Origin of the sequence: Pseudoxanthomonas sp. LjRoot127 (assembly GCF_964253495.1) — a bacterium.
Classification (GTDB): Bacteria; Pseudomonadota; Gammaproteobacteria; order Xanthomonadales; family Xanthomonadaceae; genus Pseudoxanthomonas_A.
Genome location: NZ_CAXUQR020000001.1, coordinates 606,362 through 631,495, shown reverse-complemented (window position 1 = coordinate 631,495; position 25,134 = coordinate 606,362). Strand labels below are relative to the sequence as shown.

The 25,134-nt window shown below is 65.3% G+C and carries 22 protein-coding genes; 11 read left to right on the top strand and 11 right to left on the bottom strand.

The annotated features are described in order from the left end of the window. Nucleotides 1–6: 6 nt before the first annotated feature. Genes rfbA through rfbD form a run of 3 tightly spaced genes read left to right on the top strand, consistent with a single transcriptional unit; the run spans nt 7 to nt 2,335 of the window. Nucleotides 7–894: a glucose-1-phosphate thymidylyltransferase RfbA gene (rfbA, locus tag ACSQ19_RS02990; protein WP_435999896.1), complete on the top strand. Its 888-nt coding sequence runs from the start codon at nt 7–9 to the stop codon at nt 892–894. Beyond that, complete coding sequence (gene rfbC / locus ACSQ19_RS02985) at nt 891–1,448, top strand: dTDP-4-dehydrorhamnose 3,5-epimerase (protein WP_435999894.1); 558 nt, start codon at nt 891–893, stop codon at nt 1,446–1,448. Before rfbA ends, rfbC begins: the two co-directional genes overlap by 4 nt. Beyond that, nucleotides 1,445–2,335 carry a dTDP-4-dehydrorhamnose reductase gene (rfbD, locus tag ACSQ19_RS02980; RefSeq protein WP_435999892.1) on the top strand — a complete coding sequence of 297 codons (891 nt, stop codon included), beginning with the start codon at nt 1,445–1,447 and terminating at the stop codon, nt 2,333–2,335. The genes rfbC and rfbD overlap by 4 nt, the downstream gene beginning before the upstream one ends. A gap of 773 nt (nt 2,336–3,108) precedes the next feature. Here rfbD and ACSQ19_RS02975 read toward each other — a convergent pair. Continuing rightward, nucleotides 3,109–4,920: a peptide MFS transporter gene (locus ACSQ19_RS02975; RefSeq protein ID WP_435999890.1), complete on the bottom strand. Its 1,812-nt coding sequence runs from the start codon at nt 4,918–4,920 to the stop codon at nt 3,109–3,111. 112 nt (nt 4,921–5,032) lie between these two features. Between ACSQ19_RS02975 and ACSQ19_RS02970 the strand changes: the two genes are divergently transcribed. The 3 genes from ACSQ19_RS02970 (at nt 5,033) to ACSQ19_RS02960 (ending at nt 10,469) form a co-directional block, all read left to right on the top strand. Beyond that, on the top strand, nt 5,033–6,982 hold the full coding sequence (locus tag ACSQ19_RS02970) for an OPT family oligopeptide transporter (protein ID WP_435999888.1): 1,950 nt from the start codon (nt 5,033–5,035) through the stop codon (nt 6,980–6,982). Between the two features lie 93 nt (nt 6,983–7,075). Beyond that, nucleotides 7,076–9,145: a prolyl oligopeptidase family serine peptidase gene (locus tag ACSQ19_RS02965; RefSeq protein WP_435999886.1), complete on the top strand. Its 2,070-nt coding sequence runs from the start codon at nt 7,076–7,078 to the stop codon at nt 9,143–9,145. A gap of 61 nt (nt 9,146–9,206) precedes the next feature. Beyond that, complete coding sequence (locus ACSQ19_RS02960) at nt 9,207–10,469, top strand: DUF819 family protein (protein WP_435999884.1); 1,263 nt, start codon at nt 9,207–9,209, stop codon at nt 10,467–10,469. A gap of 138 nt (nt 10,470–10,607) precedes the next feature. On the opposite strand, the gene ACSQ19_RS02955 is transcribed toward ACSQ19_RS02960, so the two are convergent. The 10 genes from ACSQ19_RS02955 to ACSQ19_RS02910 all read right to left on the bottom strand — a co-directional run bounded on the left by ACSQ19_RS02955 (nt 10,608) and on the right by ACSQ19_RS02910 (nt 20,836). Then, the gene (locus ACSQ19_RS02955; protein ID WP_142123676.1) at nt 10,608–10,832 is read right to left on the bottom strand and encodes a YbdD/YjiX family protein; all 225 of its coding nucleotides are present in this window, start codon (nt 10,830–10,832) and stop codon (nt 10,608–10,610) included. A 3-nt stretch (nt 10,833–10,835) separates the two neighbouring features. Next, nucleotides 10,836–12,923 carry a carbon starvation CstA family protein gene (locus ACSQ19_RS02950; protein ID WP_435999882.1) on the bottom strand — a complete coding sequence of 696 codons (2,088 nt, stop codon included), beginning with the start codon at nt 12,921–12,923 and terminating at the stop codon, nt 10,836–10,838. Nucleotides 12,924–13,035: 112 nt separating this feature from the next. Further along, nucleotides 13,036–14,049: a magnesium/cobalt transporter CorA gene (gene corA, locus ACSQ19_RS02945; RefSeq protein WP_435999880.1), complete on the bottom strand. Its 1,014-nt coding sequence runs from the start codon at nt 14,047–14,049 to the stop codon at nt 13,036–13,038. Between the two features lie 138 nt (nt 14,050–14,187). Then, complete coding sequence (locus tag ACSQ19_RS02940; protein ID WP_435999878.1) at nt 14,188–16,224, bottom strand: glycoside hydrolase family 97 protein; 2,037 nt, start codon at nt 16,222–16,224, stop codon at nt 14,188–14,190. 45 nt (nt 16,225–16,269) lie between these two features. After that, a complete protein-coding gene (locus tag ACSQ19_RS02935) occupies nt 16,270–17,490 on the bottom strand; it encodes a lipoprotein N-acyltransferase Lnb domain-containing protein (protein ID WP_435999876.1) in 1,221 nt (406 codons plus the stop codon). Further along, entirely contained in the window at nt 17,441–18,316 is an 876-nt protein-coding gene (locus tag ACSQ19_RS02930) for an HlyC/CorC family transporter (RefSeq protein ID WP_296278805.1), read from the bottom strand. The genes ACSQ19_RS02935 and ACSQ19_RS02930 overlap by 50 nt, the downstream gene beginning before the upstream one ends. Nucleotides 18,317–18,356: 40 nt before the next feature. Further along, the gene (locus ACSQ19_RS02925; protein ID WP_435999873.1) at nt 18,357–18,941 is read right to left on the bottom strand and encodes a hypothetical protein; all 585 of its coding nucleotides are present in this window, start codon (nt 18,939–18,941) and stop codon (nt 18,357–18,359) included. 4 nt (nt 18,942–18,945) lie between these two features. Further along, nucleotides 18,946–19,434 (bottom strand): rRNA maturation RNase YbeY, encoded by a 489-nt coding sequence (ybeY, locus tag ACSQ19_RS02920; protein ID WP_296278803.1) that lies wholly within the window; start codon nt 19,432–19,434, stop codon nt 18,946–18,948. Nucleotides 19,435–19,526: 92 nt separating this feature from the next. Then, nucleotides 19,527–20,513 carry a PhoH family protein gene (locus tag ACSQ19_RS02915; protein WP_435999871.1) on the bottom strand — a complete coding sequence of 329 codons (987 nt, stop codon included), beginning with the start codon at nt 20,511–20,513 and terminating at the stop codon, nt 19,527–19,529. Between the two features lie 29 nt (nt 20,514–20,542). Continuing rightward, on the bottom strand, nt 20,543–20,836 hold the full coding sequence (locus ACSQ19_RS02910) for a hypothetical protein (RefSeq protein WP_299346283.1): 294 nt from the start codon (nt 20,834–20,836) through the stop codon (nt 20,543–20,545). Nucleotides 20,837–20,987: 151 nt separating this feature from the next. Between ACSQ19_RS02910 and ACSQ19_RS02905 the strand changes: the two genes are divergently transcribed. From ACSQ19_RS02905 to ACSQ19_RS02885, 5 genes are read left to right on the top strand one after another with little or no spacing between them, the layout of a single operon-like run. Further along, nucleotides 20,988–21,695: a TetR/AcrR family transcriptional regulator gene (locus tag ACSQ19_RS02905; RefSeq protein ID WP_435999868.1), complete on the top strand. Its 708-nt coding sequence runs from the start codon at nt 20,988–20,990 to the stop codon at nt 21,693–21,695. After that, nucleotides 21,685–22,644, top strand: coding sequence for an HlyD family secretion protein (locus ACSQ19_RS02900; protein WP_435999866.1), 960 nt, complete (start codon nt 21,685–21,687; stop codon nt 22,642–22,644). The genes ACSQ19_RS02905 and ACSQ19_RS02900 overlap by 11 nt, the downstream gene beginning before the upstream one ends. Nucleotides 22,645–22,657: 13 nt before the next feature. Then, the gene (locus tag ACSQ19_RS02895; protein ID WP_436001075.1) at nt 22,658–23,584 is read left to right on the top strand and encodes an ABC transporter ATP-binding protein; all 927 of its coding nucleotides are present in this window, start codon (nt 22,658–22,660) and stop codon (nt 23,582–23,584) included. Then, the gene (locus tag ACSQ19_RS02890; protein WP_435999864.1) at nt 23,581–24,666 is read left to right on the top strand and encodes an ABC transporter permease; all 1,086 of its coding nucleotides are present in this window, start codon (nt 23,581–23,583) and stop codon (nt 24,664–24,666) included. The genes ACSQ19_RS02895 and ACSQ19_RS02890 overlap by 4 nt, the downstream gene beginning before the upstream one ends. 34 nt (nt 24,667–24,700) lie before the next feature. Beyond that, nucleotides 24,701–25,132: a hypothetical protein gene (locus ACSQ19_RS02885; RefSeq protein ID WP_435999862.1), complete on the top strand. Its 432-nt coding sequence runs from the start codon at nt 24,701–24,703 to the stop codon at nt 25,130–25,132. Nucleotides 25,133–25,134 lie beyond the last annotated feature (2 nt).

Below are 25,134 nucleotides of genomic sequence, written 5' to 3'. Positions count from 1 at the left end.
ACGACGATGACAAAGCGCAAGGGCATTATCCTGGCGGGCGGCTCCGGCACCCGCCTGTATCCGCTGACGCAGGCCATCAGCAAGCAACTGCTGCCGGTCTACGACAAGCCGATGATCTATTACCCGCTCAGCGTGCTGATGCTGGCGGGCATCCGCGAAGTGTTGGTGATCAACACCCCGCACGAACAGGCGCTGTTCAAGGCGTTGCTGGGCGATGGATCCCAGTGGGGCATGGATATCCAGTATGCCGTTCAGCCGAGCCCGGACGGGTTGGCGCAGGCCTACCTGATCGGCAAGGAGTTCGTCGGTGGAAAGCCGAGCTGTCTGGTTCTAGGCGACAACATTTTCTACGGGCATGGCTTCACCGAGCAGCTGCGGCGGGCAGACGCGCGCGAGGAGGGTGCCACGGTATTTGGCTACTGGGTCAACGATCCCGAGCGCTATGGCGTCGCTGAGTTCGATACGGAGGGGCGCGTCGTCGACATCGAAGAGAAGCCAGCGAATCCGCGATCGAATTACGCCGTAACCGGACTCTATTTTTACGATGGGAATGCTAGCGACTACGCGGCGGAGCTGAAACCATCACCGCGTGGCGAGCTTGAGATCACCGATCTCAATCGGCGATACCTGGAAGCCGGCGCGTTGCACCTTGAGCCGCTCGGGCGCGGGCATGCATGGCTGGACACGGGTACGCACCAGTCGTTGCTCGAGGCATCCACCTTCATCGAGACCATCGAGGCGCGTCAAGGCTTGCGCGTGTGCTGCCCGGAAGAGATCGCCTTTGGTAACGGTTGGATCGATGCTGCGCAGGTCGAGAAGCTCGCCGCGCCGCTGGCCAAAAACGGGTACGGGCAGTATCTGCTGTCGCTGGTCGCCCGTGGAATCGTGCGATGAAAATTGTCGAAACGTCTCTGCCAGGTTGTGTGGTGGTTGAGCCGGCGGTCTTCGGAGATGAGCGCGGTTTCTTCTTTGAGACATGGAATGCCGATCGCTATGGCCAGCATGGGCTCCCCACAGCATTCGTTCAGAGCAACGTGTCCTCCTCGGCGCGTGGCGTGCTGCGTGGCCTTCATTACCAGTGGCCCAATCCGCAGGGCAAGCTTGTCAGCGTCGTCGAAGGCGAGGTCTACGACGTGGCGGTCGATATCCGCCGTGGCTCGCCCACCTTCGGGCAATGGGCAGCCGTAATGCTGAGCGCTGAGAACAAGCGGCAGTTCTGGATCCCGGAAGGTTTCGCGCACGGTTTCGCAGTTGTCTCTGAGCGCGCAGTCTTCAGCTACTTGTGCACTGCCATGTACGATAAAGCGGCTGATGCCGGCGTGCGCTGGGATGATCCCGCCATTGGCATCGACTGGCCAATCAGCGAACCCCAACTCTCCGAGAAGGATGCGGCTGCTCCATTTTTGGCTGATATTGCGCGGGATCGGCTGCCCGTTATCGAGTCATGAGGCTACTTCTGCTAGGGGCCAATGGCCAGCTTGGACTGGAGTTGAGCAAGAGTCTGACGGCAAGTGGTGATGTGATTTCAGCGACACGGACGGGAGTGTTGCCGGGAGGCGAGTCGTGCGAAGTTGCAGACTTGGATAGGCCAGAGGATTTGCCAGAGTTGGTGCGCAGAGTCGCGCCGGACGTCGTGGTCAACGCGGCAGCCTATACCGCTGTTGATCGTGCGGAGGACGACCGCGCCGCCGTTGTTCGAGCCAACACTCACTCGCCGAATGTTTTGGCGCGCGCATGTGCTGAACGCGACATCCTACTTGTCCATTATTCCACCGACTATGTGTTCGATGGTCGTGGGCGGCGTCCTTACAGAGAAGAGGATCCCACGGCTCCGTTGGGCGTCTACGGCGCCAGCAAACTGGCTGGCGAGGAGGCCATCAAGGCTGTAGGAGGCCGACATCTGATTTTCCGCACCGCCTGGGCATATGCGCGACATAGTCGCAACTTCATGCAAACCATGTTGCGCTTAGGTAGTGAGCGTGACGAAGTGAAGGTTGTCGCCGACCAAATCGGGACGCCCACCCCGGCGTACCTCATTGCTGGCGTTACGGTCGAGGTGCTCGACAACCCTGCTGCGGGAACGGGCACATTCCACCTCACGGCACGTGGAGAAACGAGTTGGCATGGCTTTGCCGAAGCGATTTTTGAGGAAGCTATGGCGCGCGGACTAATTTCCCGCGCGCCCCGCCTGCTCCCCGTTACCACTTCCGAATATCCGACTCGCGCGCGTCGTCCGGCCTACTCCCATCTGGATGTCGGCAAGCTCGAGCGGATGCTCGGACATCGACTGCCTGATTGGCGTACTGGGTTGCGGCAGGTGTTAGATGGGCGATGAAAGCGATGCTATTGCCTGCAACATAGTCGTGTGACTTTGAAGGCACGTGGCTTCCACGGAACGATAACGCCACTGGAACGCCTAGGGTGAAATGGGTATATGCGATCGTGCGACGCAGCGATCGTGAGCTGCATGGTACTTGGGGGGCCGCCGCTGAGTTAACTTTCACAGACATAAAGCTGTCATCTGAGGGCGAGTTCCTCGCCGCACGGTACAGCGGGAGGGCCGTGCCGGGCTGTATTGGAGGAAAACAGGTGCGACCAGTGTGATCTTGGCTGAAAGAGTCGCGCGGTATTTCCTGTTTGGTTAATCCCTAGCGCGGCTGTCCTGGATGAATGCTGTTGGTTCGAATAAGGGTAGCCTGCTGGGCAATCGGGCGTAAAACGAGGCGCCCCGCACCATCTCCAGTCGAATAGGTCGGAGGCTGCGGCGGCTTTCTGGGGAATACGCTTCCCGACACTGATCGCGATATCAGTGTGACGATCCGGCCTCTCGGTGATGATGTCCTGTACAAGTTCAGAAAAGATGGGCGTCTATGATGGGGCTCGCGCGCGGCTAGCGTGGGCGCCGGTGCAGAAGCGCGACCATCTGGCTGGTGGTAGACATCGTGCGATTCGCTTATGGAGGAACTCGCAGTAATTTCAATAGGCTCTACTAGCGTGAAGGTGATCCATTGAAGTGGCGACGTTTATCAGTTGCCACTTGGTGGCGCAACGGCAAGGTAAGACGTCATGTAAGCGCAGCCACCCGTCGCCCTACCATCGCAAGGCCGGTCAGTCCGTCGTGCGCATCGCCCGCCGCAACCACGGCGAGGCCAGCAGCGCGATGACGGCGCATCCCAGGCCGATCCACATCATCAGCCAGAACAGGTCGGCGAAGCCCGTGGCCGCGTGCGCGATATCGAGTGCGCCATCGTCCGGAATATCCATCGCGGCAAGTTTGCCGAACTGTGCGGCAAGCGTTTCCGAGAATGCAGTGGCGAGCAGCCACATACCCATCATCGAGCTCACCACGCGCGGCACCGACAGTTCGGTGACGGCGGCCAGGCTCACCGGGGCGAGGCACATCTCGCCGATCTCGAGCAACAGGTAGGCCAGCACCAGCCACCACACGCTCGCGACTACGCCAGTGTCACCCACCTGTTGCGCCGCGAGTGCCAGCGGGATGAAGGACAGGCCGCCGAACAACAGGCCCAGCGCGCCTTTCACCGGTTTGGACGGATCGAGGCCGCGTCGCCCCAGCGTGGCCCACAGCCACGCGAATACGGGCGCCAGCACCACCAGGAACATCGCACCCAGGTAGGTCAGTGAGCCGGCCGTCTGCGGCAGCACCAACGAGTCGCGCAGCACCAGCACCACCATCAGCGCGGCCGTGCCGAGGAACAAGGCGCGCGGCGGCCCCGTGCGCGTGCTCCGCTCCGACCAGCGCGACGCGATCACGAACGACAGCGGCATCGCCACCAGCGCCCAGGTGGACCACGGCGCGCTGCCGAGGAAGAGCGCGATGTTCGCGGTAAAGCTATCCGACCAGACCACCACCGATGCCGGCTGTACCAATGACGGGAACAGGTCTTTCGTCAGCATCCGGTCGGTGAACATCACCCACGAGCCATACGTCTGCTCGTACAGGGTGAAGAACACCAGGCACATGAAGATCAGCGCCATCAGCGCCAGCATCTGGCGACGCTGCACCGGCGTGCATTGCGTGGTGATGAACCAGAGGAACCACGCCAGCACCGTGGCCAGCACCAGCAGCATCAGCGCTAGCGCTAGCGAGAATTCGCCGCCCAGCGCGAACGCGCCGTTGGCCGCCGCCCACATCAGCCACGCCACGGGCAGCACGCCCAGTGCTGCGCCCGCGTAGATCAGCCATTCCCGTGGAACTCCCAATACCGCTACGCGCAGTGCCGCGCGCGAGGGTGGTTCGGCGTGGCCCTGCAGGTAGCGCTGGCCCCAGAGGAACATCGCCAGGCCCAGCAGCATGCCGATGCCAGCGGCGCCGAAACCGTACTTCCAGCCCAGTGTCTCGCCAAGATAGCCGCACACCAGCGAAGCGAGCAGCGCGCCGAGGTTGATACCCGCATAGAACAGGCTGAAGCCGCCATCACGGCGCGGGTCGCCCACCGGATACAACCGGCCGACGATGCCGGTGATGTTGGGTTTCAGGAAGCCCACGCCCATGACGATCAACGCGAGCGACAGGTACATCGTGCGCAACGCGCCTTCATCGCGCGTGACCACGCCAGCGTCCATGGTCGCCGCCGCGCCTTCGAGCGCCATGCCGGCATGGCCGGCCACCAGCAGCAACCCACCGAAGACCACCGCCTTGCGCATGCCCAGCCAGCGGTCGGCCAGCACGCCGCCGATCACCGGCACGCAGTAGACCAGTCCGCCGTAGGCGCCGATCAGGTCGTAGCCCGCGCCGTCGGCGAACAGGTGGTACTTGGTCAGGTACAGCAGCAGCAGCGCCTTCATCCCGTAGAAGGAGAAGCGCTCCCACATCTCGGTGAAGAAGCAGACGTAGACCCCCTTGGGGTGGCCCAGGAAGTCGTCGCGGCCAGTGGCCGCGGGGGCGAGGGGGGTCAAGGGCCGCTCCGGCGTGGATTCCGCGGCGAGTATAGCGACGGCGAGCGTTCCGGCTGGACTTGCCGGGCAGCGGACGCTAGCGTGTCGGCTTTCCGCAATTCGGGAACATGCAATGAGCTCGGGGACCCCGCAACTTACCTTCCGCGCCGTCGTGCTGGCCATCGTGCTGGCCGTCGTGCTGTCGGCCGCCAACGCCTACCTGGGCCTGTTCGCAGGCCTGACTATTGCCACGGCCATCCCGGCGGCGGTCGTGTCGATGGGCGTGCTGCGCCTGCTGGGCGGCGGCACGATCCTTGAGAACAACATCGTGCAGACCGGCGCCTCCGCCGGTTCGTCGATCGCGGCCGGTGTGATCTTCACGATTCCCGCGCTGATCATCCTCGGCTACTGGCAGGACTTCCAGTATTCCTGGGTGCTGGCGATCGCCGGCCTGGGCGGCCTGCTGGGCGTGCTGTTCTCGGTACCGCTGCGCCGCTCGATGATTGTCGAGGAGCCGCTACCGTTCCCCGAAGGCAAGGCCGCGGCCGAAGTGTTGAAGGCCGGTGAGAACCCTGGCCCCGGTCTGAAAATCCTCGGCCTGTCGGCAGGCATCGGCGGATTGGTCAAGCTGGCCGCCGAAAGTGGCTTCCGGATGATTCCCGACAATGCGGCGGGTGCAGGCTTTTTCGGCAAGTACCTTGGCTACATGGGCACCGGCTTGTCTCCTGCACTTCTGGGCGTCGGTTACATCGTCGGCTTGAACATCGGCATTGTCGTGCTGTCGGGCAGCATCCTGGCCTACAACGTGGCCATCCCGTTCTACCATGCGTTTCTGCTGAATTCGGATCCTGCTCTGGCGATGCAGGTCGCTGGCAAGACGGCCGCAGAAGCCGCTGCGATAATCCGTGCCGAGAAGATTCGTTACCTTGGTGTCGGCGCCATGCTGATCGGCGGTATCTGGACGCTGTTCTCGCTGCGCAAGTCGCTTCTTTCCGGCGTCAAGAGCGGCATCGCGGCCGCCCGCGCGGGCTCCGGCGGCGCCGACGTGGCCGAGACGGAGCGCGACCTGCCAATGAAGTGGATGCTGATCGCACTGGTGCTATTCGTACTGCCGCTGCTGGCGCTCTACCAGGCGATCGTCGGCAACTTCTTGGTCAGCGTGCCGATGACGGTGATCATGATCGTCGCAGGCTTCCTGTTCGTCTCCGTGTCAGCATATCTGGCGGGTCTGGTCGGGTCTTCGAACAACCCGGTATCTGGCATCACCATCGCGACGATCCTGTTCGCATCCGTCGTGCTGATGTTCCTTCTTGGCAGCGACTCCAAGATCGGTGCCGTGGCGGCCATCATGATCGGCGCCGTTGTCTGTTGTGCAGCGGCGGTAGGCGGCGACAACTTGCAGGATCTGAAGGCCGGCTATCTGGTCGGAGCGACTCCTTGGAAGCAGCAGTTGATGCTGGGCATCGGCGCATTCTCCTGCGCGCTCATCATGGCACCGGTGCTCAACCTGCTGGACCAGGCGTACGGTATCGGCGATCCGACACGCCCGGGCTCGCTGCAGGCGCCGCAGGCCACACTGATGGCTTCGGTCGCGAAAGGGATGTTCGGTGGGCATCTGCCGTGGGAAATGATAGGGGCGGGCGCGGTGATCGGTGCCCTCATCATTGCGTTCGACGGCTGGCTGAAAGCTCGAAACTCCAGCTTCCGCGTCCCCGTTCTGGCCGCCGCGATCGGTATCTACCTGCCGTTGGAATTGATGGTGCCGATCTTCCTGGGCGGTCTGCTGGCCTGGCTGGTCGAGCGCCGCCATGGCGTGGTTGGGGCGGAGGAGGAAGTCCGCGATCGCGTCCATCGTCCCGGTGTCCTGTTCTCGGCCGGCCTTATTACCGGCGAGGCCCTGATGGGCATCTTCATCGCGATCCCCATCGTGGTCAGCGGCCGAGCGGATGTGCTTGCGCTGCCGGAGCAATTCCATTTCGGACAGATCGTGGGTCTGGCGGTCCTGCTGGCAGTGGGCTGGTTGATCTACCGTACTGGCGCCAAGTCGAAGGCACTGGGCGACGCCGAACCCGGCCCCCGTTAAGCCAACACACGGCGCAAGGGCGTGACCTCACGCCTTTGCGCCCCGGCGCGCTTAGCGCCTACCATCGGGGTTTCCCTGTTGCCGGAGCCCCGGATGAAGCTGAAATCCGCCCTGTTGCCCCTTTGCCTGCTGGCAGCGCTGCCGTCGCTCGCCGCCGCCCGCGGCCTGGACGTGCGCGACCTGCAGAAGCTGGACCGCGTCTCGTCGCCGGTCCTTTCGCCGGACGGTGGTACTGTCGTGTTCGCCAAGCGCATCGTCGATGCCGAGGTGGTCAAGGCCAGCAGCAGTCTGTGGATCCGCAACCTGCTGACCCGCGATATGGCACCGCCCAAGCGGTTGACGCCGGAGGGCTGGAGCGTCAACTCGCCGTCGTTCTCGCCAGATGGCAAGACGATCTACTTCCTCAGCGGCAAGTCCGGTGTGCAGCAGCTGTATTCGATTCCGGTCGCCGGCGGCACGCCGCGCCAGCTGACGGCGTTCGCGCTGGACGTCGCCAGCTACAAGCTGTCGCCGGATGGCACGCGCCTGCTGTTCAGCGCCGACACCTTCGCCGACTGCAAGGCGGACTTCGCCTGCACGCAGAAGAAGCTCGACGACACCGCCGCACGCAAGACCTCTGGCGTGGTCTACGACGGCCTGTTCGTACGCCATTGGGATACCTGGGCCGACGGCCGCCGCAGCCGCTTGTTCGTGGCCGCGCTTCCTGCAGGCAAGGCCAAGCCGGTCGCCAGTGCCACCTCGCTGACCGACGGTCTGGACGGTGACGCGCCTTCCAAGCCTTTCGGGGGCGCGGATGAATACACCTGGTCGCCGAATGGCGGCTCGGTCGTGGCCGCCATCCGTGTCGCAGGCAAGTCGGAAGCATGGTCCACCAACTTCGACCTCTACAAGATCGCGACGGATGGCAGCAGCGCGCCGGTCAACCTGACCGCCGCCAATCCCGCGTGGGATACCGGTCCGGTGTTCAGTGCGGACGGCAAGACGCTCTTCTACCGCGCGATGAAGCGCCCGGGTTTCGAAGCCGACCGCTTCGGCTTGATGGCGATGGACCTGGACAATGGAAAAGTCCACGAAATCGCACCGAACTGGGATCGCAGCGCCGACAGCATCGTTCTGTCGGATGACGGTGAAAGGATCTACACCACCGCGCAGGATATGGGCGAGCATCCGCTCTTCTCGGTGGAGATCCAGAGCGGCCAGGCCCGCAAGATCGTCGGCGACGGCAGCGTTTCGGCGTTCGACATGGTCGGCAAGACGCTGGTGTTGTCGCGCAACACCTTGAAGTCCGGCGACGTGATCTACGCCACCAGCGATGATGTCGGCGCCACCCTTCGCGCCATCACGCCCAGCGCCGATGAGGTCCTGAAGGATGTCTCGTTCGGCGACTTCGAACAGTTCAACTTCAAGGGTTGGAACAACGAGACCGTGCACGGCTACGTCGTCAAGCCGCACGACTACGTGGAAGGGAAGAAGTACCCGGTGGCGTTCCTGATCCACGGTGGCCCGCAGGGCAGCTTCGGCAATGGTTGGAGCTATCGCTGGAACCCGCAGACCTACGCAGGCCAGGGCTACGCGGTGGTGATGATCGATTTCCACGGCTCGACCGGTTACGGCCAGGCCTTCACCGATGCGATCAGCCAGCACTGGGGCGACCGCCCGCTGGAAGACCTGCAGAAGGGGTGGGCGGCGGCGCAGAAGCAGTACGCCTTCCTCGACGGCAAGAACGCCTGCGCGCTGGGCGCCAGCTACGGCGGTTACATGATCAACTGGATCGCCGGCAACTGGAACGAGCCGTGGAAGTGCCTGGTCAACCACGACGGCGTGTTCGACATCCGCTCGATGGCATACGTCACCGAGGAGCTGTGGTTCACCGAATGGGAGAACGGCGGCACCCCGTACGACGTGCCGAAGAACATCGAGAAGTTCAATCCGGTCAACCACATCGCCAAGTGGCGCGTGCCGATGCTGGTGGTGCAGGGTGAGAAGGACTACCGCGTACCGGTGGACCAGGGCCTGTCCACGTTCACCGCGCTGCAGCGCAAGGGCATCGAATCCAAGCTGCTGTACTTCCCCGACGAGAACCACTGGGTGCTCAAGCCGCAGAACAGCATCCTGTGGCACGACACCGTCAATGCGTGGCTGAAGCAGCACATCGGCCGCTGACGCTTTCTCGAAAGGGCCGGTCATGCCGGCCCTTTTTCTTTGACTCAAGGAGAACCCGCCGATGGCGATCGAAGCCACCGAGACTTCCACTGCGCTCATCCAGAACGATATCGTCCTGTTCGGCCTGATCGCCGCCACGCTGGGCGTGGTGTTCTGGACGTCCTCGCGCGAGACGGGCTTCTTCAAGAAGTTCTACACGTACGTGCCCGCGCTCCTGCTGTGCTACTTCATTCCCGGCATTTTCAACAGCGTCGGCCTGATCGACGGCGCCGCCAGCAAGCTCTACAACCCGGTCGCGAGCCGCGTACTGCTGCCTGCGGCATTGGTGTTGCTGACGCTGACCATCGACCTGAAGGGCGTGCTGAAACTGGGGCCGAAGTTGCTGGTGATGTATGCGGGTGCGTCGATCAGCATCATGATTGGCGCCTGGGCGGCATTCTGGCTGATGGGATTGATTCACCCGGAAACCGTCGTCGGCGACACCTGGGGCGGCATGGCGGCGTTGGCAGGCAGTTGGATCGGTGGCGGCGCCAACATGCTGGCGATGAAGGAGATCTTCGATGTCAATGAAACGACCTTCGGACAGTTCGTCGTCGTCGATGTTTCTGTTGGTTACGTCTGGATGGCCGTGTTGATTTTCCTCGCCAACCGCGCGCAGGCGATCGATGCACGCACGGGTGCGGATACGCGCGCCATCGAAGACCTGAAGCAACGGCTCGCCAGCTATCAGAAGCAGCACGAACGTGTCGCGTCATTGTCCGACCTCATGGTCATCCTCGGCATCGCCTTCGGGGCGGTCGGCCTGTCTCACGCCATTGCGGGGCCGGCATCGTCCTGGTTCGCTGAGAACGTCTCGTGGGCGAAGCAGGTCAGTCTGCACGAGCCTTTCGTGTGGGTCGTCGTGCTCTCCACGCTGATCGGTCTTGGCCTGAGCCTGACGCGTGCGCGTACGTTGGATGGCGCGGGCGCGTCAAAGATCGGCGCCTTGTTCCTGTACATCCTGATCGCCTGCATCGGCATGCAGATGGACATCGGCTCGCTTGCCGACAAGCCTTGGCTGCTGGCGTTGGGACTGATCTGGATCCTGGTGCACATCGCGCTGCTCGTGCTCCTCGCCAAGCTGCTGCGCGTGCCGTTCTTCTATTTCGCGATGGGCTCGCAGAGCAATATCGGCGGGCCGGCATCGGCCCCGGTGGTGGCGTCGGTGTTCCATCCCTCGCTCGCGCCGGTCGGTGCGTTGCTGGGTGCGCTGGGCTATGCGACTGGAACGGTGGCGGCGTACGCGGTCGGCGTTGGCTTGCGCGCAATGGCGGGGCAGGGTTGACGCACGCTTTTCTGTAGGAGCGACGTAAGTCGCGACCGGAAGCATCAACGTCGCGACTTACGTCGCTCCTACAAGGGAGCAATGGAAAAAGGGCGAAGCCACTGGCTTCGCCCTTTCTTGTTTGCCTGCCGGAATCGATCAGCAGCAGCGGAACCCGCTCCTGCCGCCGAATCGCGCTTCCTGCCGTTCGCGGAAGAACGTCTTGTAATCCATCGGCTCGCGGTCCGGGTGCTTCTCCAGCACGTGCCGGACGTAGTTGTCGTAGTCCGGCACGCCGCAGCATAGCCGCGCGGTCTGCACCAGCCTCCGCCACACACGCTTGTGCGTGGCGAAGTGCGAGAGCGGAACGAGTTCCGTGCCCATGGCTTACAGCCAGGCCTTCTGCTGTTCGTCGGTCAGCGCGACGTACGGCGACTCGCGATCGGTACGCACGCTGCTGGCGCGCGCCTTCAGGATCGCCTTGACCGCATACAGCAACACGCTGAACACCACGAACAGGAACAGCACGGTCAGGCCGGTGTTCACGTAGCTGTTGATCACCACCTGGTGCATCTGACCCATGCTCTTGGCCGCGCCGAGCAGCTGGCCGTCGGCGATGGAGGCCTGGTACTTCTTCGCCTGGGCGACGAAGCCGACCGCGGGGTTGCTGTCGAAGATCTTGATCAGGCCCGCGTAGGTCGTGCAGATCAGCAGCCAGATCGCGGGGACGACGGTGACCCACGCGTAGCGGTCGCGCTTCATCTTGAACAGCACCACCGTGCACAGCATCAGCGCGATACCGGCGAGCATCTGGTTGGCGATGCCGAACAGCGGCCACAGCGTGTTGATGCCGCCCAGCGGATCGACCACGCCCTGGTACAGGAAGTAACCCCACAGCGCGACGCAGCCGGCGGTGCCGATGACGTTCGCGCCCCAGGAGTCCGTCTTGCGCAGCGGCGGAATGAAGTTGCCCAGCAGGTCCTGCAGCATGAAGCGGCCGGCACGCGTGCCCGCATCCACCGCGGTCAGGATGAAGAGCGCTTCGAACAGGATGGCGAAGTGGTACCAGAACGCCATCATCGCGTCGCCGCCCGGCAGCGCGTCGTGCAGGATCACCGCGATGCCCACCGCGAGCGTCGGTGCGCCACCGGCGCGCGAGATGATCGTGCCTTCGCCGATGTTCTGCGCGGTCTGCGTCAGCATTTCCGGCGTCACCACGAAGCCCCAGCTGCTGACCTTCGCGGCCACGTCCACCGCGGTCGTGCCGATGGCCGCAGCCGGGCTGTTCATGGCGAAGTACACCCCCGGCTCGATGATCGAAGCCGCGACCAGCGCCATGATGGCGACGAAGGATTCCATCAGCATGCCGCCGTAGCCGATGTAACGCGCATGCGTTTCGTTGGCCAGCAGCTTGGGCGTAGTGCCCGAGGAAATCAGCGCATGGAAGCCAGACACCGCACCGCAGGCGATGGTGATGAACAGGAACGGGAACAGGCCGCCCTTCCACACCGGGCCATCGCCGGTGCTGGCGAACTGCGTGAACGCCGGCATCTTCAGCGAGGTTACTTCCGGGCTGGCGATGACGATGCCGATGGCCAGCGCGACGATCACGCCGATCTTGAGGAAGGTCGACAGGTAGTCGCGCGGCGCCAGCAGCAGCCACACGGGCAGCACGGCGGCGACGAAACCGTAGCCGATCAGCATCCAGGTGATCTGGGTGCCGGTGAAGGTGAACGCCGGACCCCACGTGGGATGCGCGCCGACCTTGCCGCCGAACCAGATGGCCAGCAGCAGCAGGATGATGCCGACCACCGAGATCTCGCCGATCTTCCCCGGGCGGATGTAGCGCATGTAGATGCCCATGAAGATCGCAATGGGCATCGTGGCGATCACCGTGAACATGCCCCACGGGCTTTCGGCCAGCGCCTTCACCACGATCATCGCCAGCACCGCCAGGATGATGATCATGATCAGGAACGCGCCGAATAGCGCGATGGTGCCTGCCACCTGGCCCATTTCCTCGCGAACCAGATCACCCAGCGAACGGCCGTTGCGACGGCTCGAGATGAACAGGACCATGAAGTCCTGCACCGCGCCCGCCAGCACCACGCCGGCGATCAGCCAGAGCATGCCGGGCAGGTAGCCCATCTGCGCGGCGAGCACCGGGCCCACCAGCGGGCCAGCACCTGCGATGGCGGCGAAGTGGTGGCCGAACAGCACGTGCTTGTTGGTGGGCACGTAGTCCAGGCCATCGTTGTGGATGTGGGCGGGGGTCGCGCGGGTGGGATCCAGCCCCATCACGTTCTTCGCGATGTACAGGCTGTAGTAGCGGTACGCCACCAAGTAGATGGACACCGCCGCCACGACGATCCACAGCGCGCTGATCTGCTCGCCCTGGCGCAGTGCCACCACGCCCAGGCACACCGCGCCGAGCAGCGCGAGCGCTGCCCAACCGATCTTGGAAAAACCGTTCATTCGGGAACCCTCCGACAAGTCGGGACAAGGGTCGCCCCATGCACGAGGCCGGTCAATCCGTAATGGCCGATTCAGCCTTCGACTTTGGTCGCAGTCCGCAAGCGTACTGGCATCAGAGCCAGCGAGAGCGCTTGAACAGTCGGTACAGGCCGAAACACGCCAGCGCCACGCCCGCGATCAGGACGGGGTAGGCGAAGCGTCCGCCGAGTTCCGGCATGTGTTCGAAGTTCATGCCGTACCAGCTGGTGATCAGGGTGGGCGCGGCGAGCAGCGCGGCCCAGGCACCCAGGCGTTTGACGATCTCGCCCTGGGCCAGCGTCACCAGCGAGAGGTTCACGCTGAGTGCCGTCGTCAGCATTTCGCGCAGCGTGTCGGTGTATTCGTTGACACGCAGCACATGGTCCTGCACGTCGCGGAAGTACAGCCGCACCTCTTCGGGGATCAGCGTGCTCTGCGAGCGGGTCAGCTGCGCCAGCACGTCCTGCAGCGGCGCCACCGCCAGACGCATCTGGGTCAGCTCGCGCTTCAGTTCGTACAGCTTCACCACCGTCACCCGGCGATAGGTGTCGGCGAAGATGTCCTTCTCCAGCGTGTCCAGCGTCTGCTTGAACTGGTCGATGATCGGCCGGTAGTTGTCGACGATGTAGTCGAGCACCGCATAGAGTCCATACGACGGACCGAGCGCGAGCAGGTCGGGTTCGCGCTGCACGCGCTCGCGCACCGGCGCATACGACAGCGACGCGCCGTGGCGCACGGTCACCAGGTAGCGCGGGCCGAGGAAGGCGTGGGTTTCGCCGAACCTGATGCGGTCGTCCACCACCTGCGCGGTATGCACGGCCACGAACAGCGAGTTGCCGTAGGCCTCCAGCTTCGGTCGCTGGTGTGCGTTCTGCGCGTCCTCGACGGCAAGGTCGTGCAGGCAGAACTCCTCCTGCAGCTTCTCCAGGATGGCGTCCGCCGGCTCGTACAGCCCCACCCAGATGAAGCTGCCGTCGTCGACGGCCAGCACATCGCTGATCTCGTCCAGGCTGATATCGCGTCGCTTCCCGCCTTTGTCGTATACCACGCAGTTGATGACGCACTGGGGCAGGGCGGGCTTCGTGTCGACGGTCGCGAGATCATTCATGGCGGGAATCGTGCGCCACGGAGCCGCGTCCGACAAGCCCGGTCCGCTGTTGTGGGAGCGACGTCAGTCGCGATGGCCGGTCTAGTACATCGCTGATCCTGGTTCGCGACTTACGTCGCTCCCACAACCAGGTCCACTTCACTGGGCGACGAAGCGGATCGCCTGGCCGCCACCCGGTGCCAGCTTCAGCGTCAGCGTGTCGCCGCGCGTCACGCTGCGCTCCTCGATCGCGATGTCCTGCGGCGCGGTCTTCCAGTTGGCCTTGTCGCCGTCGCGGTAGATCTGCGCGGTGTAACGACGGCCTTCGTCGAGGAACGACAACGGCACGCTGAGCGTGCGGCCGTCTTCGTCGGTCAGCGCGCCGAGGTACCAGTTCGGGCCGCCGCGCTCTTTGCGGGCGATGGTCACGTAGTCGCCCACTTCACCGTTCAGCACGCGGGTGTCGTCCCAGTCCACCGGCACGTCCTTGATGAACTGGAACGGCGCCGGGTTCTTCTCATAGTTCTCGAGGAGATCCGCGGCCATCTGCAGCGGGCTGTAGATGACGACATACAGCGAGAGCTGCTTGGCCCAGGTGGTGGCAATGCCGTCGGTGGAGCGCGTCTTCATGCCGAAGATGCCCGGCGTGTAGTCCATCGGCCCGGCGAGCAGGCGGGTGAACACCAGGTTGGCCTCGTGCTCCGGCGGATTGCCGGGCTGGCCCCAGGCGCTGAACTCCATGCCGCGCGCGCCTTCTCGGGTGATCCAGTTCGGATAGGTGCGGCGCAGGCCGCTGTCCTTGATCGGCTCGTGCGGATTGACAGCGATATGGCGCTTCGCCGCCTCGGTCACCACCTTCAGGTGGTGGCGCGCCATGTCCTGTCCCTCGTGCCACGCATAGTGGCGCTTGCCGTCGGTGCCGGTGACCTTGGCCTGGCTGGCATCGGCCACATAGCCGGTCTTCACCGCCGGCACGCCGACGCGCTGGTACAGGTCGAACGCGGCATCGAGTTGCGACTCGTAATGCGCGGCGTTGCCCGAAGTCTCGTGGTGGCCGATCAGCACCACGTTCTTCGAGCGGGCGTAGCGGCTGAGCGCTTCGAGGTCGAAGTCGGGATACGACTTCGTGAAGCTGAAATCCTCGCCGTTGCCGAACCAGTCGCCGTCCCAGCCCACGTTCCAGCCTTCGACGAGCACGCCGCCGAAACCGTGCTTCGCGGCGAAATCGATGTGCTTGCGGACGTTCTCGTTGGTGGCGCCGTGCTTGGGGCCGGAGGCCCAGCTCTTCAGCTCCAGGTGCATCTCCCACCACACGCCGACGTACTTCATCGGCTTCACCCACGACACGTCGCCGAGCGCGTTGGGCTCGTTGAGGTTGAGGGTCAGGGACGACATCGCCAAACCGGCGGCATCATCGCTCAGAAGCAGCGTCCGCCAGGGCGTGTCGAACGGAGCGGCGCGCACCACCTTGCCTTCGCCGATGCCCGGTGTCAGGGCGGCCTTCAGCTTTCGGTCTTCGACGCGGGTCAGGTTCATGCCGCTGTAGTCGACCAGCGCGGCTTCGTGGATCGAGAGGTGGGTGCCGTCCTCGAACTTGAACGTGATCGGCGTCTGCGCATCGCCGACCTGCTGCACGGGCGTGCGGTGGTACAGGTATTCCTCGCGGTTCCATTCCCCGGCGGGAATCCACCACGCGGTCGCGTCACGGGCCAGCGAGAACTCGGTCAGCTCCTCGCTGATCTTCACCTGCTCCAGGCCGGGCTGCTTCGGGAAGCGATAGCGGAAGCCGACGCCGTCGTCGAACACGCGAAATACCACGTCGAAGCTGCGGAAGGGCTTGGCCTTCTCCTTCAGCGTGACCGTCAGTTCGTTGAAGTGGTTGCGGATGAAGCGGCGCTCGCCCCAGGGCTGCTCCCACGTTTCGTCGAACGCGCGCGTACGCGGCTGCACGATCTCGATGTTGCGCTCGAACTTCGGCGCGTCCAGCAGCAGGAAGCCGAGCCGCGACGGTGCGATGACCGGCTGGCCCTTGCGCGATACCGCGTACGCGGGGCGGCCATCGTTGTCGGTGGACAGCTCGACGATGAGGGAACCGTCCGGCGAGGTGACGCGTGGGCCGGGGCCGGCGTGCGCGGAGGAGGCGACGGCGAACACGACCGTCAGGGGCACGACAAACGTGGAGAGGAAACGGAGCATGCGACCCTCGCGATAGGCAGAGGGCCGCATCGTGCGTGGCGGGGCTCAGTGCGACAAGCGTCGCGGCATGAATACGTATGCAAGCGCCAGGTGCACCGGCAGCAGCAGGGCGATCCAGGTCTGGTTGTATTGCAGCCGCAACGGCAGCCAGTGCAGGAACCACGCGGCCAGCGCACCCGCGCCGATGGCCACGAGCAACCAACCGAACCAGCGCGGCGGCGTGCGGCGGCGCAGCACGGCAATTGCGCCGGGGATGAGCAGCACGCACAACGGATTGAGCAGCAGCAGATTGCGGTTCGCCCACGCGGCCCAGTGGTCGCTGAAACCCCACAGATAGACCAGCAGCGAGCCGCCGATGAAGCAGACGAGCCAGAACGGCAGCGCCACGGCGACGAGCGCGCGCGGCCAGCGTCGACCCGCCAGTGCCATGACGATCGCAACCAGCACGCCCGCACCCAGCCACGGCAGCCAGCGGCGGGGCGTCTCGACAGGCTCTGCCGCGATGCGGTGCGGCAGCAACTGCATCTCCGACTGCACCAGCGGTCGACCCACGGCATTCTTCGCCTCGCGCAGGCTGTCGGCGAGGCGCATCGGCACGAACGCTTCCTCCCATCGGGACATGGGCCTGTCCGCATTCGGACCCAGCCCGAGGTCGAAGCCCAGCCACATCCACGTCGCGGGCGAGGCGAGCCGCACGGCCTCGCTGCGGAACGTGTTGCCGCGCGAGCGTCCGGCCAGCTGGGATTTCAGCCGGCCGCCGAGCGCGGCGTCCAACGCGTCGCGCACCTGGGTGGAGCAGTTGGAGGTGAAGTAGTCGTAGCGGTAGCGCGCGTTCTCGGACTTGGCCCGTTCGGCCAACGCATCGGCCAGCGCCTGCGCCTGCGCGGGCTCGATGTCCAGCCACTGAAGCGACACGCCGCGTCCGCTGTCGCGGTACTGCGTCAGGTCCTGTTCGAACGGCAGTGCGACCAGGTAATACATCATGTGGCCGCGGGCGAAGTTGCCAACGAAGTCCGCTTCGCCCGGATCGAAGAAGCCGAAGTTGTACGAGATCGCATCGCCGCTGGCGGGATCGATCACCACGATGGCGTTGTGGCCGAAGCGCTCGAAAAACACCTCGCCCGGCTGCATCGTTGCCACGCCGATCCGCGGTGCCGCCCATGCCGTCGCCGCCAGCAACCACAGTGCGCCCAGCAGCGCCAGGCGCGTGGCCGCGCTACGCATCGGCCAGCACGCCGACGTGGAAGGCGTGCACGCGCCGCGCATCGGCACGCGCCACGCGGAACATGAAGCGTCCGAGTGTCAGTTCCTCGCCGGTTTCCGGGAGGTGGCCGATGGCGGCGGTGACCAGGCCGCCGACCGTGTCGTATTCGTCGTCGAGGAAGTCGGCGCCGAAGCGCTCGTTGAAATCGGCGATCGGCGTCAAGGCATCCACGACGAACTGGCCGTCGGCCTGCGCCGCGATAAGTGCGGCACCGTCCTCGGCGTCATCGTGTTCGTCGTCGATCTCGCCGACGATCTGCTCCAGCACGTCCTCGATGGTCACCAGGCCCGCCACGCCGCCGTATTCGTCCACGACGATCGCCATGTGGTTGCGCGACAGCCGGAACTCCTTCAGCAGCAGGTTGAGCTTCTTGGATTCGGGAATGAGCACCGCGGGCCTCAGCAACTCGCGCACGCTGCCCGGGCCGTTGTCGGCGACGACGCCGCGCAGCAGGTCCTTGGCCAGCAGGATGCCGAGGATCTCGTCCTTGTTCTCGCCATGCACCGGGAAGCGCGAATGGCCGGACTCCACCACATCCTTCATCAGATCAAGGAAGCGCGCCTCCACCGGCAGCGAGACCATCTGCGCGCGCGGCACCATGACGTCGCCCACGGTCAGGTCGGCGACCGCGATGGCGCCTTCCATCATCTTCAGTGTGTCGCCCGCGATCAGGCCGTCGGACTGCGCATCGCGCAGGATGGCCACCAGATCGTCGCGTGTGCTGGGTTCGCCGGAAAACGCCGAACTGAGGCGGTCCAGCCAGGTGCGCCGCTTCTCCGACGGTTTGTCGGAGCCATCCGGCGCGAGGGTACTGTCGTCTTCTGACATCTCTTCGGAAAGGTCGCCCGTGCGGGGCGTGGCGGCCAGTCTAACCCGGTTGGACCGCTGGCGCAGGCGCTTGGCCGGGGTCGGCAGGCGTGTCCGCGGGCTCGTCCTCCAGCAGGTCCAGGCTGTAACTGCAGCCGACGAGGGTCTTGCCCGGGTGCGACGACACGTTGCTGACGTTGAGCACCGCCGAGTCGATCATGACCTTGCCGGTGTCCGGGTCGAGGGTTTCCTCGCTGCGGACTTCCTTGCCGAACATCGCCTTCTCGGGCGTGTCGATGGCGGTCTCCAGCGCCAGTTGCCTGGCCAGGGTGCGTGGATCGGGCAGGTCCAGCAGGGCGACCACGCCACCGCCGGAAAACGCGATGTGGGCTGTCTGGTGCCCGAACACCCGGATCGGCGACGCCAGCCGATATTCGGTCATGAACATGTTCGCCTGCGGCAACGGCTGCCAGCCCTGGGCGACCGCCTTTAGCGGGTCTTCAAGCGCCGGCGCCAACGCCATGAGCCGGGCCAGGTCGCCACGGCATTCGATCAGGGCGGCGAGGTCGACGGATGCTTCCTGCGCGGTGGCGGACAGCGGGAGCAGCAGCGCCAGCAACGGGGCGGACAAGGACGTGCGACGCATGCGATCAGTCTTCCGCGTAGGGGTCGGCGATGCCGAGTTCGGCCAGGATCCCGCGCTCGAGCTGTTCCATGCATTCGGCTTCCTTGTCGTCCTCGTGGTCCCAGCCGAGCAGGTGCAGCGTCCCGTGCACGGTCATGTGGGCGTAATGCGCGGCGAGTGGCTTCTTCTGTTCCTTCGCTTCGCGCGCGACGACCGGCGCGCAGATCACCAGGTCGCCGAGCAGCGGCATCTTCACGCCCTTCGGCAGTTTGACGCCTTCCGCCATCTCCGCCGGGAAGCTCAGCACGTTGGTCGCATAGTCGCGCCCGCGGTAATGCCGGTTGAGCGCGCGGCCTTCCTTGCTGTCGACAATGCGGATGGCCAGGTCCGCCTCACGGATGCGGCCCTTCAGCGCCGCCGCCACCCACTTGCGGAAACTCACCGCGGACGGGATGCCGACACGCGGCAGGGCGTAGTTCACGGCGACTTCGAGGCGGACGGGACCTTGGGTCATGGGGTATGTCTCGGTAGAGTCGAGCCCGCTCGACTGCTCGTGGCGCCATCATCCTGCGGGGCAAAGCGGTCGGGCAAGCTCGACCGCGTTCGTCACGCGGCCGGTTCCATCTCCGCGTCCTTGCCGTCGCGTGCATCGTAAGCCCGCACGATCTTCGCGACCAGCGGATGGCGCACGACGTCGCGACTGGTGAAGAAGTTGAACGAAATGCCGTCCACGCCGCGCAGTACCTCCAGCGCGTCCTTCAGGCCGGATTTCTGGTGCTTGGGCAGGTCGATCTGGGTCAGGTCGCCGGTGACGACGGCGGTGCTCCCGTACCCTATGCGCGTCAGGAACATCTTCATCTGTTCGATGGTGGTGTTCTGCGCTTCGTCCAGGATCACGAACGCGTCGTTGAGCGTGCGGCCGCGCATGTAGGCCAGCGGCGCGATCTCGATGACGTTCTTCTCCAGCAGCTTGACAACCTTTTCCACGCCGAGCATCTCGTACAGCGCGTCGTACAGCGGGCGCAGGTAGGGGTCGACTTTCTGGGTGAGGTCGCCGGGCAGGAAGCCGAGCTTCTCGCCGGCCTCCACCGCCGGGCGCACCAGGATCAGGCGCTGCACGCGCGATTCGTTCAATGCTTCGACGGCGCTGGCCACGGCCAGGAACGTCTTGCCGGTGCCCGCCGGACCGATGCCGAAGTTGATGTCATGGGTGGCGATGGCATGCAGGTACTTGGCCTGGTTGGCGCCACGGCCGCGCACCGTGCCGCGCTTGACCTTGATGGCCACGTCCTGTGGCTGGTAGTCCTCGTCGGCGATGCGGTCGACGTTGGCGGCGTTCAGTCGCAGGTGGATGGCTTCGCTGTCGAAGGTCTCGCTGGCGGTTTCCTCGTACAGCGCATGCAGCAGCTTCTCTGCCGCCGCAGCGGACTTCTCCGGCCCGGTGACGCGGAAGATGGCGCCGCGGTTGGCGATCTCCACGCCCAGGCGCAGTTCTATCTGGCGCAGGTGCGCATCGAACGGACCGGCCAGGTTGGCCAGGCGCTCGACGTTCTCGGGTTGCAGGGTGAATTCGTGGTGGCTGGGTGCGGTCATGGGGCAGGCAGGGGTCTCAAGGCGTGGCGCTAGTGACGGGTGTGCTCGTCCGCGTCGTCCACCGGCCACTGGTGGAAGACGTAGACCTCGTCGTCGACGAGGGCCTGGTCGAAGTGTTCCTCCTCCGGCGCGTCATGGCGCTCGATCCGCACGGGTTCGTCCTCCACGGCGACGACCTCCCATCCCTGTTCGCGGACGAAGGCGATGGCGCGATGCATCGGATCCGGCACGAAATCCGGGCGCAGGTAGCAGGTGACGAAGGCCCCGCCGGCTTCCACGAAATCAGGGCTGTCGGGCTGCGGACGGGCTTCCAGGGTGAACACCCACAGGCGCGGGCTGTCGGGGGAAATGGCGGCGATTCCATTGGATACAAGGACGGGCGGCAGCGTAACCCGGCGGCGATGAGGCGGACCATCACGCGCCGCTCGTCGGATGTCGCTTGAAATTTAATTAAATCATAAATTAAATAAAGTCATGACCTCTTCGAAACCACCCAAGACCGACATGGCCGCCAACGGCACAACGACCGCCACGCCGCGCAGGCGCGCGCGCGGCCGTCGCCCGACCGCCGAATCCGCCGATCTCCGCGAGACGCTGCTCGACGCCGCGCTGGGCTGTTTCGTCAGGAAGGGAATCGCCGCCAGCTCCCTGCGCGATATCGCCAGCGAAGCCCGCGTGACCCCGGCGCTGGTGCACTACTACTTCGGTGACAAGGCCCAGTTGCAAGCGGCGGTCGTGGCCGAGCGGCTTTTGCCGGTGGTGGCGCAGATGCGCACACCGGTGATGCAGGCGGGTGAGGGCGACGTGGCGGGGCTGGTGGCCGGGTTCGTGCAGGGCATCGGCGGCGTGGTCGCGCAGCATCCCTGGCTGCCGACCCTCTGGGTGCGCGAAATCCTGTGCGAGGGCGGCGCGCTGCGCGAGGTGATGATCGGCCAGGTCGGCCCGCTGCTCCCGAAGATGATGGCGGGTCGTTTCGCCGCCGCACAGCAGGCCGGACGACTCAACCCCGACCTCGATCCCCGCCTGCTGATGGTTTCGCTGATCGGGCTGACCATGTTCCCGATGGCCAGCGCGCCGATCTGGCGCCAGTTGTTCGGCGCCGACGACATCGATTTCGACGACCTGCGCCGGCACACGCTGGTGCTGCTGGACCGCGGCCTGGAGCTCGACCATGCGAAATGAACCGACCCGCGCGACCCTCGCGATCGCGCTGATGGTGCTGGCCGGCTGCAAGCCGGATGCGCCGCAGGCGCTCGGCACGCTGGAGTGGGACCGGGTGACGCTGCCGTCGCCGGTCGCCGAGAAAATCGTGCGCATCGACGTGCGCGAAGGCCAGCAGGTGGCCGCAGGCGCGCCGTTGCTGCAGCTCGAACTGGCGCGCACCCAGTCGCAACTGGCCGCCGCACAGGCGCAAGCCACGCAGAGTCGCGAAGCCCTGGCAGAACTGCGCGCCGGCCCACGCGTCGAGGCCATCGCCCAGGCGCGTGCCAGCCTGGCCGCTGCGCAGGCACAAGTCCGGGATGCGGATGCCTATTACGCGCGCTTGCAACCGCTGGGACGCCAGCGCCTGGTGGCGGCCTCCGAGGTGGATCGTGCGCGCGCGGCATCGCAGAGCGCGCAGGCACAAGTGCGCGTGGCGCAGGCTGCGCTGCTGGAGCTGGAGCACGGCACGCGCGTCGAACAGCTCGCCCAAGGCGAGGCCGCCGTCGCTTCGGCCGATGCACAGGCACGGGTGCAGGCGGTGACGCTGGAAAAGCTCACCATCGTCGCGCCACGTGCGGGCCGCATCGACAGCCTTCCCTACAAGCTGGGTGACCAGGCGCCGGTCGGTGCGCCCCTCGCGGTCATGCTGGTCGGCGATGCGCCGTATGCGCGCGTGTACCTGCCGCAGGCGATACGCAACCGGCTGAAAGTCGGCGACACCGTGCGCGTGCGCCTGGGGGGCGAGAGTGCGACACACGCGGGCCGCGTGCGGATGATCCGGAGCGAGCCCAGCTTCACGCCGTACTTCGCGCTGACCGGTCAGGACGCCGCGCGTCTGAGTTACCTCGCTGAAATCAGCCTGGGCAAGGACGCCGCCAGCCTTCCGGTAGGCGCGCCGCTGCATGTGGTGTCCGATGGCGACGAATGACGAGGGAATGGCGATCCGCGTCCGCGGGCTGACCAAGCGCTTCGGTGCGTTGGTTGCGGTGAACGGCGTCGACCTCCAGGTGCCGCGTAGGAATGTCTACGGCTTCCTTGGGCCGAATGGTTCCGGCAAGTCCACCACCATCCGCATGTTGTGTGGCTTGCTGACGCCGACCGCGGGCGCCATCGAAGTGCTGGGCCTGCGCATCCCGGAACAAGCCGAGCAGCTGCGTACGCGCATTGGCTACATGACGCAGAAATTCTCGCTGTTCGAAGACCTCACTGTCCGCGAGAACCTCGAGTTCCTCGCAGCGGTGCAGGACATCCCGCGTGCGCAGGCGCGGCGTCGCATCGATGAACTGGTCGAGCAGTACCACTTCCAGGACCGGCAGAAGCAACTGGCCGGCACGATGAGCGGCGGGCAGAAGCAGCGCCTCGCGCTCGCGGGCGCGGTGATCCATTCGCCGGAGCTGCTGTTCCTCGATGAACCGACCAGCGCGGTCGATCCCGAATCGCGCCGCGATTTCTGGGAAAAGCTCTTCGAGCTCGCCGACGCCGGCACCACGCTGCTGGTGTCCACGCACTACATGGACGAGGCCGAGCGCTGCCATCGCATCGCCATCCTTGATCGTGGCGTGCTGGTCGCGGACGGCACGCCCGATGCGCTGACGGGGGAGCTCGCCGGACGCACGCTGGTCGTGGACGCGCCGGAGCCGCGCCAGGCGCAGAAAGTCCTCGTCGGCCTGCCCGGCGTGATCAGCGTGGCGCAGATCGGCAACGTGCTGCGCGTGCTGCTGGCCGAGAACGGACAGGCCGCGGACCGCATCGCACAGGGCCTGCGCACGGCTGGCATCAGCGCGGAGGTGTCGGCGGCGCCGGCCAATCTGGAAGACGTGTTCGTCTCCGCCACGCGCGGCCAGCCTGCGCGCGAGGAGACCGCATGAAGTTCCGCCGCCTGATGGCCGTGATGGTGAAGGAACTGCGGCAGATGCGGCGCGACCGCATCACCCTGGCGATGATCGTGGGCATCCCGGTGATGCAGTTGCTGTTGTTCGGTTACGCGATCAACACCAACCTACGCGACCTGTCCGCCGGCATCGCCGACCAGTCGCGCACGGCCGCGTCGCGCGCGCTGATGATGGACATCGTCGCCACCGGCGTGGTCACCCCGACGAAGGAAGCTGCGACGCCGCAGGAACTCGTGCAGGCGATGCGCCAGGGCGAGATCAGCATCGGCGTGGTGATTCCGCCGGACTACGAGCGCCGCCGGGCGGAAGGCCGCGAGGCCGTGCAGATCTTCGTCGACGGCAGCGACAACGCCGTGCAGAGCGCTGCCGCGCAACTGGCGCAGATGCCGCTGGACGGCAGCAGCAGCCCGCTGGCGACGCGCACGATCAGCGTGGTCGGCTTCTACAACCCGCAGCGGCGCTCGGCGGTGAACATCGTGCCGGGACTGATCGGCGTGATCCTGACGATGACGATGGTGCTGTTCACCGGCGTGGCCATCGTGCGCGAACGCGAGCGCGGCAACATGGAACTGCTGATCGCCACGCCCGTCAGCAGCGCAGAACTGATGATCGGCAAGGTGTTGCCCTACGTGGCCACCGGTTTCGTCCAGACCACGGTGGTGCTGGCGCTGGGCATGTGGCTGTTCCAGGTGCCGCTGGGTGGCAGCCTGCTGCACGTCTACATCGCCGCCTGCCTGCTGATCGTCGCGAACCTGACGCTCGGCCTGCTGATCTCCACCGGCGCCAAATCGCAGTTCCAGGCGATGCAGATGACGTTCTTCATCTTCCTGCCGTCGATCCTGCTGTCCGGCTTCATGTTCCCGTTCGCCGGCATGCCGAAGGTCGTGCAGTGGATCGCCGAGGCACTGCCGCTGACCCACTTCCTGCGCCTGATTCGCGGCGTGATGTTGCGAGGCGCCAGCCTGTGGGAGCTATGGCCGGACGTGCTCGCCTTGCTGGGCTTCACCACGGTGATGATGACGGCGGCGATCCTGCGGTTCCGCAAGCGGCTGGACTGATAGGCTGGCGACCTTCCGGCAAGAGGGGCGAGCGATGGACGACGCAGCGATCGGTGCGGTGGTGGATGCCATGTACGCGATGATCTCGGGTCCGGCGGGTCCGCGCGACTGGTCGACGCAGGACGATGTCTTCCATCCCGACTGCCGCCAGATCCGCACGGGCGTGGATGCGCAGGGAACGCCATGGCGGCTGTCTTTCTCGCTGGCGGAATACCGTGCCAACGCCGACGCACTGCTGGCTGAGATGGATTTCTTCGAGGTGGAGACCGGGCGCGAGATCCGCGTGTTCGGCAACATCGCCCACGTCTGGAGCGCCTACGAGGCCCGCCACGCGCCCGGCGATGCGGTGGCGGAACGCCGCGGCATCAACAGCATCCAGCTCTACAAGGGAGAGGATGGCTGGAAGATCATCCACATGATCTGGGACAACGAGCGCGACGGCGTGCTCCTGCCTGCCGTCGGCTGAGG

Bases quoted from the DNA above. Each gene is read 5' to 3' on its own strand.
- rfbA (WP_435999896.1), top strand. From the start codon at position 7: ATGACAAAGCGCAAGGGCATTATCCTGGCGGGCGGCTCCGGCACCCGC.
- rfbC (WP_435999894.1), top strand. From the start codon at position 891: ATGAAAATTGTCGAAACGTCTCTGCCAGGTTGTGTGGTGGTTGAGCCG.
- rfbD (WP_435999892.1), top strand. From the start codon at position 1,445: ATGAGGCTACTTCTGCTAGGGGCCAATGGCCAGCTTGGACTGGAGTTG.
- ACSQ19_RS02970 (WP_435999888.1), top strand. From the start codon at position 5,033: ATGAGCTCGGGGACCCCGCAACTTACCTTCCGCGCCGTCGTGCTGGCC.
- ACSQ19_RS02965 (WP_435999886.1), top strand. From the start codon at position 7,076: ATGAAGCTGAAATCCGCCCTGTTGCCCCTTTGCCTGCTGGCAGCGCTG.
- ACSQ19_RS02960 (WP_435999884.1), top strand. From the start codon at position 9,207: ATGGCGATCGAAGCCACCGAGACTTCCACTGCGCTCATCCAGAACGAT.
- ACSQ19_RS02955 (WP_142123676.1), bottom strand. From the start codon at position 10,832: ATGGGCACGGAACTCGTTCCGCTCTCGCACTTCGCCACGCACAAGCGT.
- ACSQ19_RS02950 (WP_435999882.1), bottom strand. From the start codon at position 12,923: ATGAACGGTTTTTCCAAGATCGGTTGGGCAGCGCTCGCGCTGCTCGGC.
- corA (WP_435999880.1), bottom strand. From the start codon at position 14,049: ATGAATGATCTCGCGACCGTCGACACGAAGCCCGCCCTGCCCCAGTGC.
- ACSQ19_RS02940 (WP_435999878.1), bottom strand. From the start codon at position 16,224: ATGCTCCGTTTCCTCTCCACGTTTGTCGTGCCCCTGACGGTCGTGTTC.
- ACSQ19_RS02935 (WP_435999876.1), bottom strand. From the start codon at position 17,490: ATGCGCGGCGCGTGCACGCCTTCCACGTCGGCGTGCTGGCCGATGCGT.
- ACSQ19_RS02930 (WP_296278805.1), bottom strand. From the start codon at position 18,316: ATGTCAGAAGACGACAGTACCCTCGCGCCGGATGGCTCCGACAAACCG.
- ACSQ19_RS02925 (WP_435999873.1), bottom strand. From the start codon at position 18,941: ATGCGTCGCACGTCCTTGTCCGCCCCGTTGCTGGCGCTGCTGCTCCCG.
- ybeY (WP_296278803.1), bottom strand. From the start codon at position 19,434: ATGACCCAAGGTCCCGTCCGCCTCGAAGTCGCCGTGAACTACGCCCTG.
- ACSQ19_RS02915 (WP_435999871.1), bottom strand. From the start codon at position 20,513: ATGACCGCACCCAGCCACCACGAATTCACCCTGCAACCCGAGAACGTC.
- ACSQ19_RS02905 (WP_435999868.1), top strand. From the start codon at position 20,988: ATGACCTCTTCGAAACCACCCAAGACCGACATGGCCGCCAACGGCACA.
- ACSQ19_RS02900 (WP_435999866.1), top strand. From the start codon at position 21,685: ATGCGAAATGAACCGACCCGCGCGACCCTCGCGATCGCGCTGATGGTG.
- ACSQ19_RS02890 (WP_435999864.1), top strand. From the start codon at position 23,581: ATGAAGTTCCGCCGCCTGATGGCCGTGATGGTGAAGGAACTGCGGCAG.
- ACSQ19_RS02885 (WP_435999862.1), top strand. From the start codon at position 24,701: ATGGACGACGCAGCGATCGGTGCGGTGGTGGATGCCATGTACGCGATG.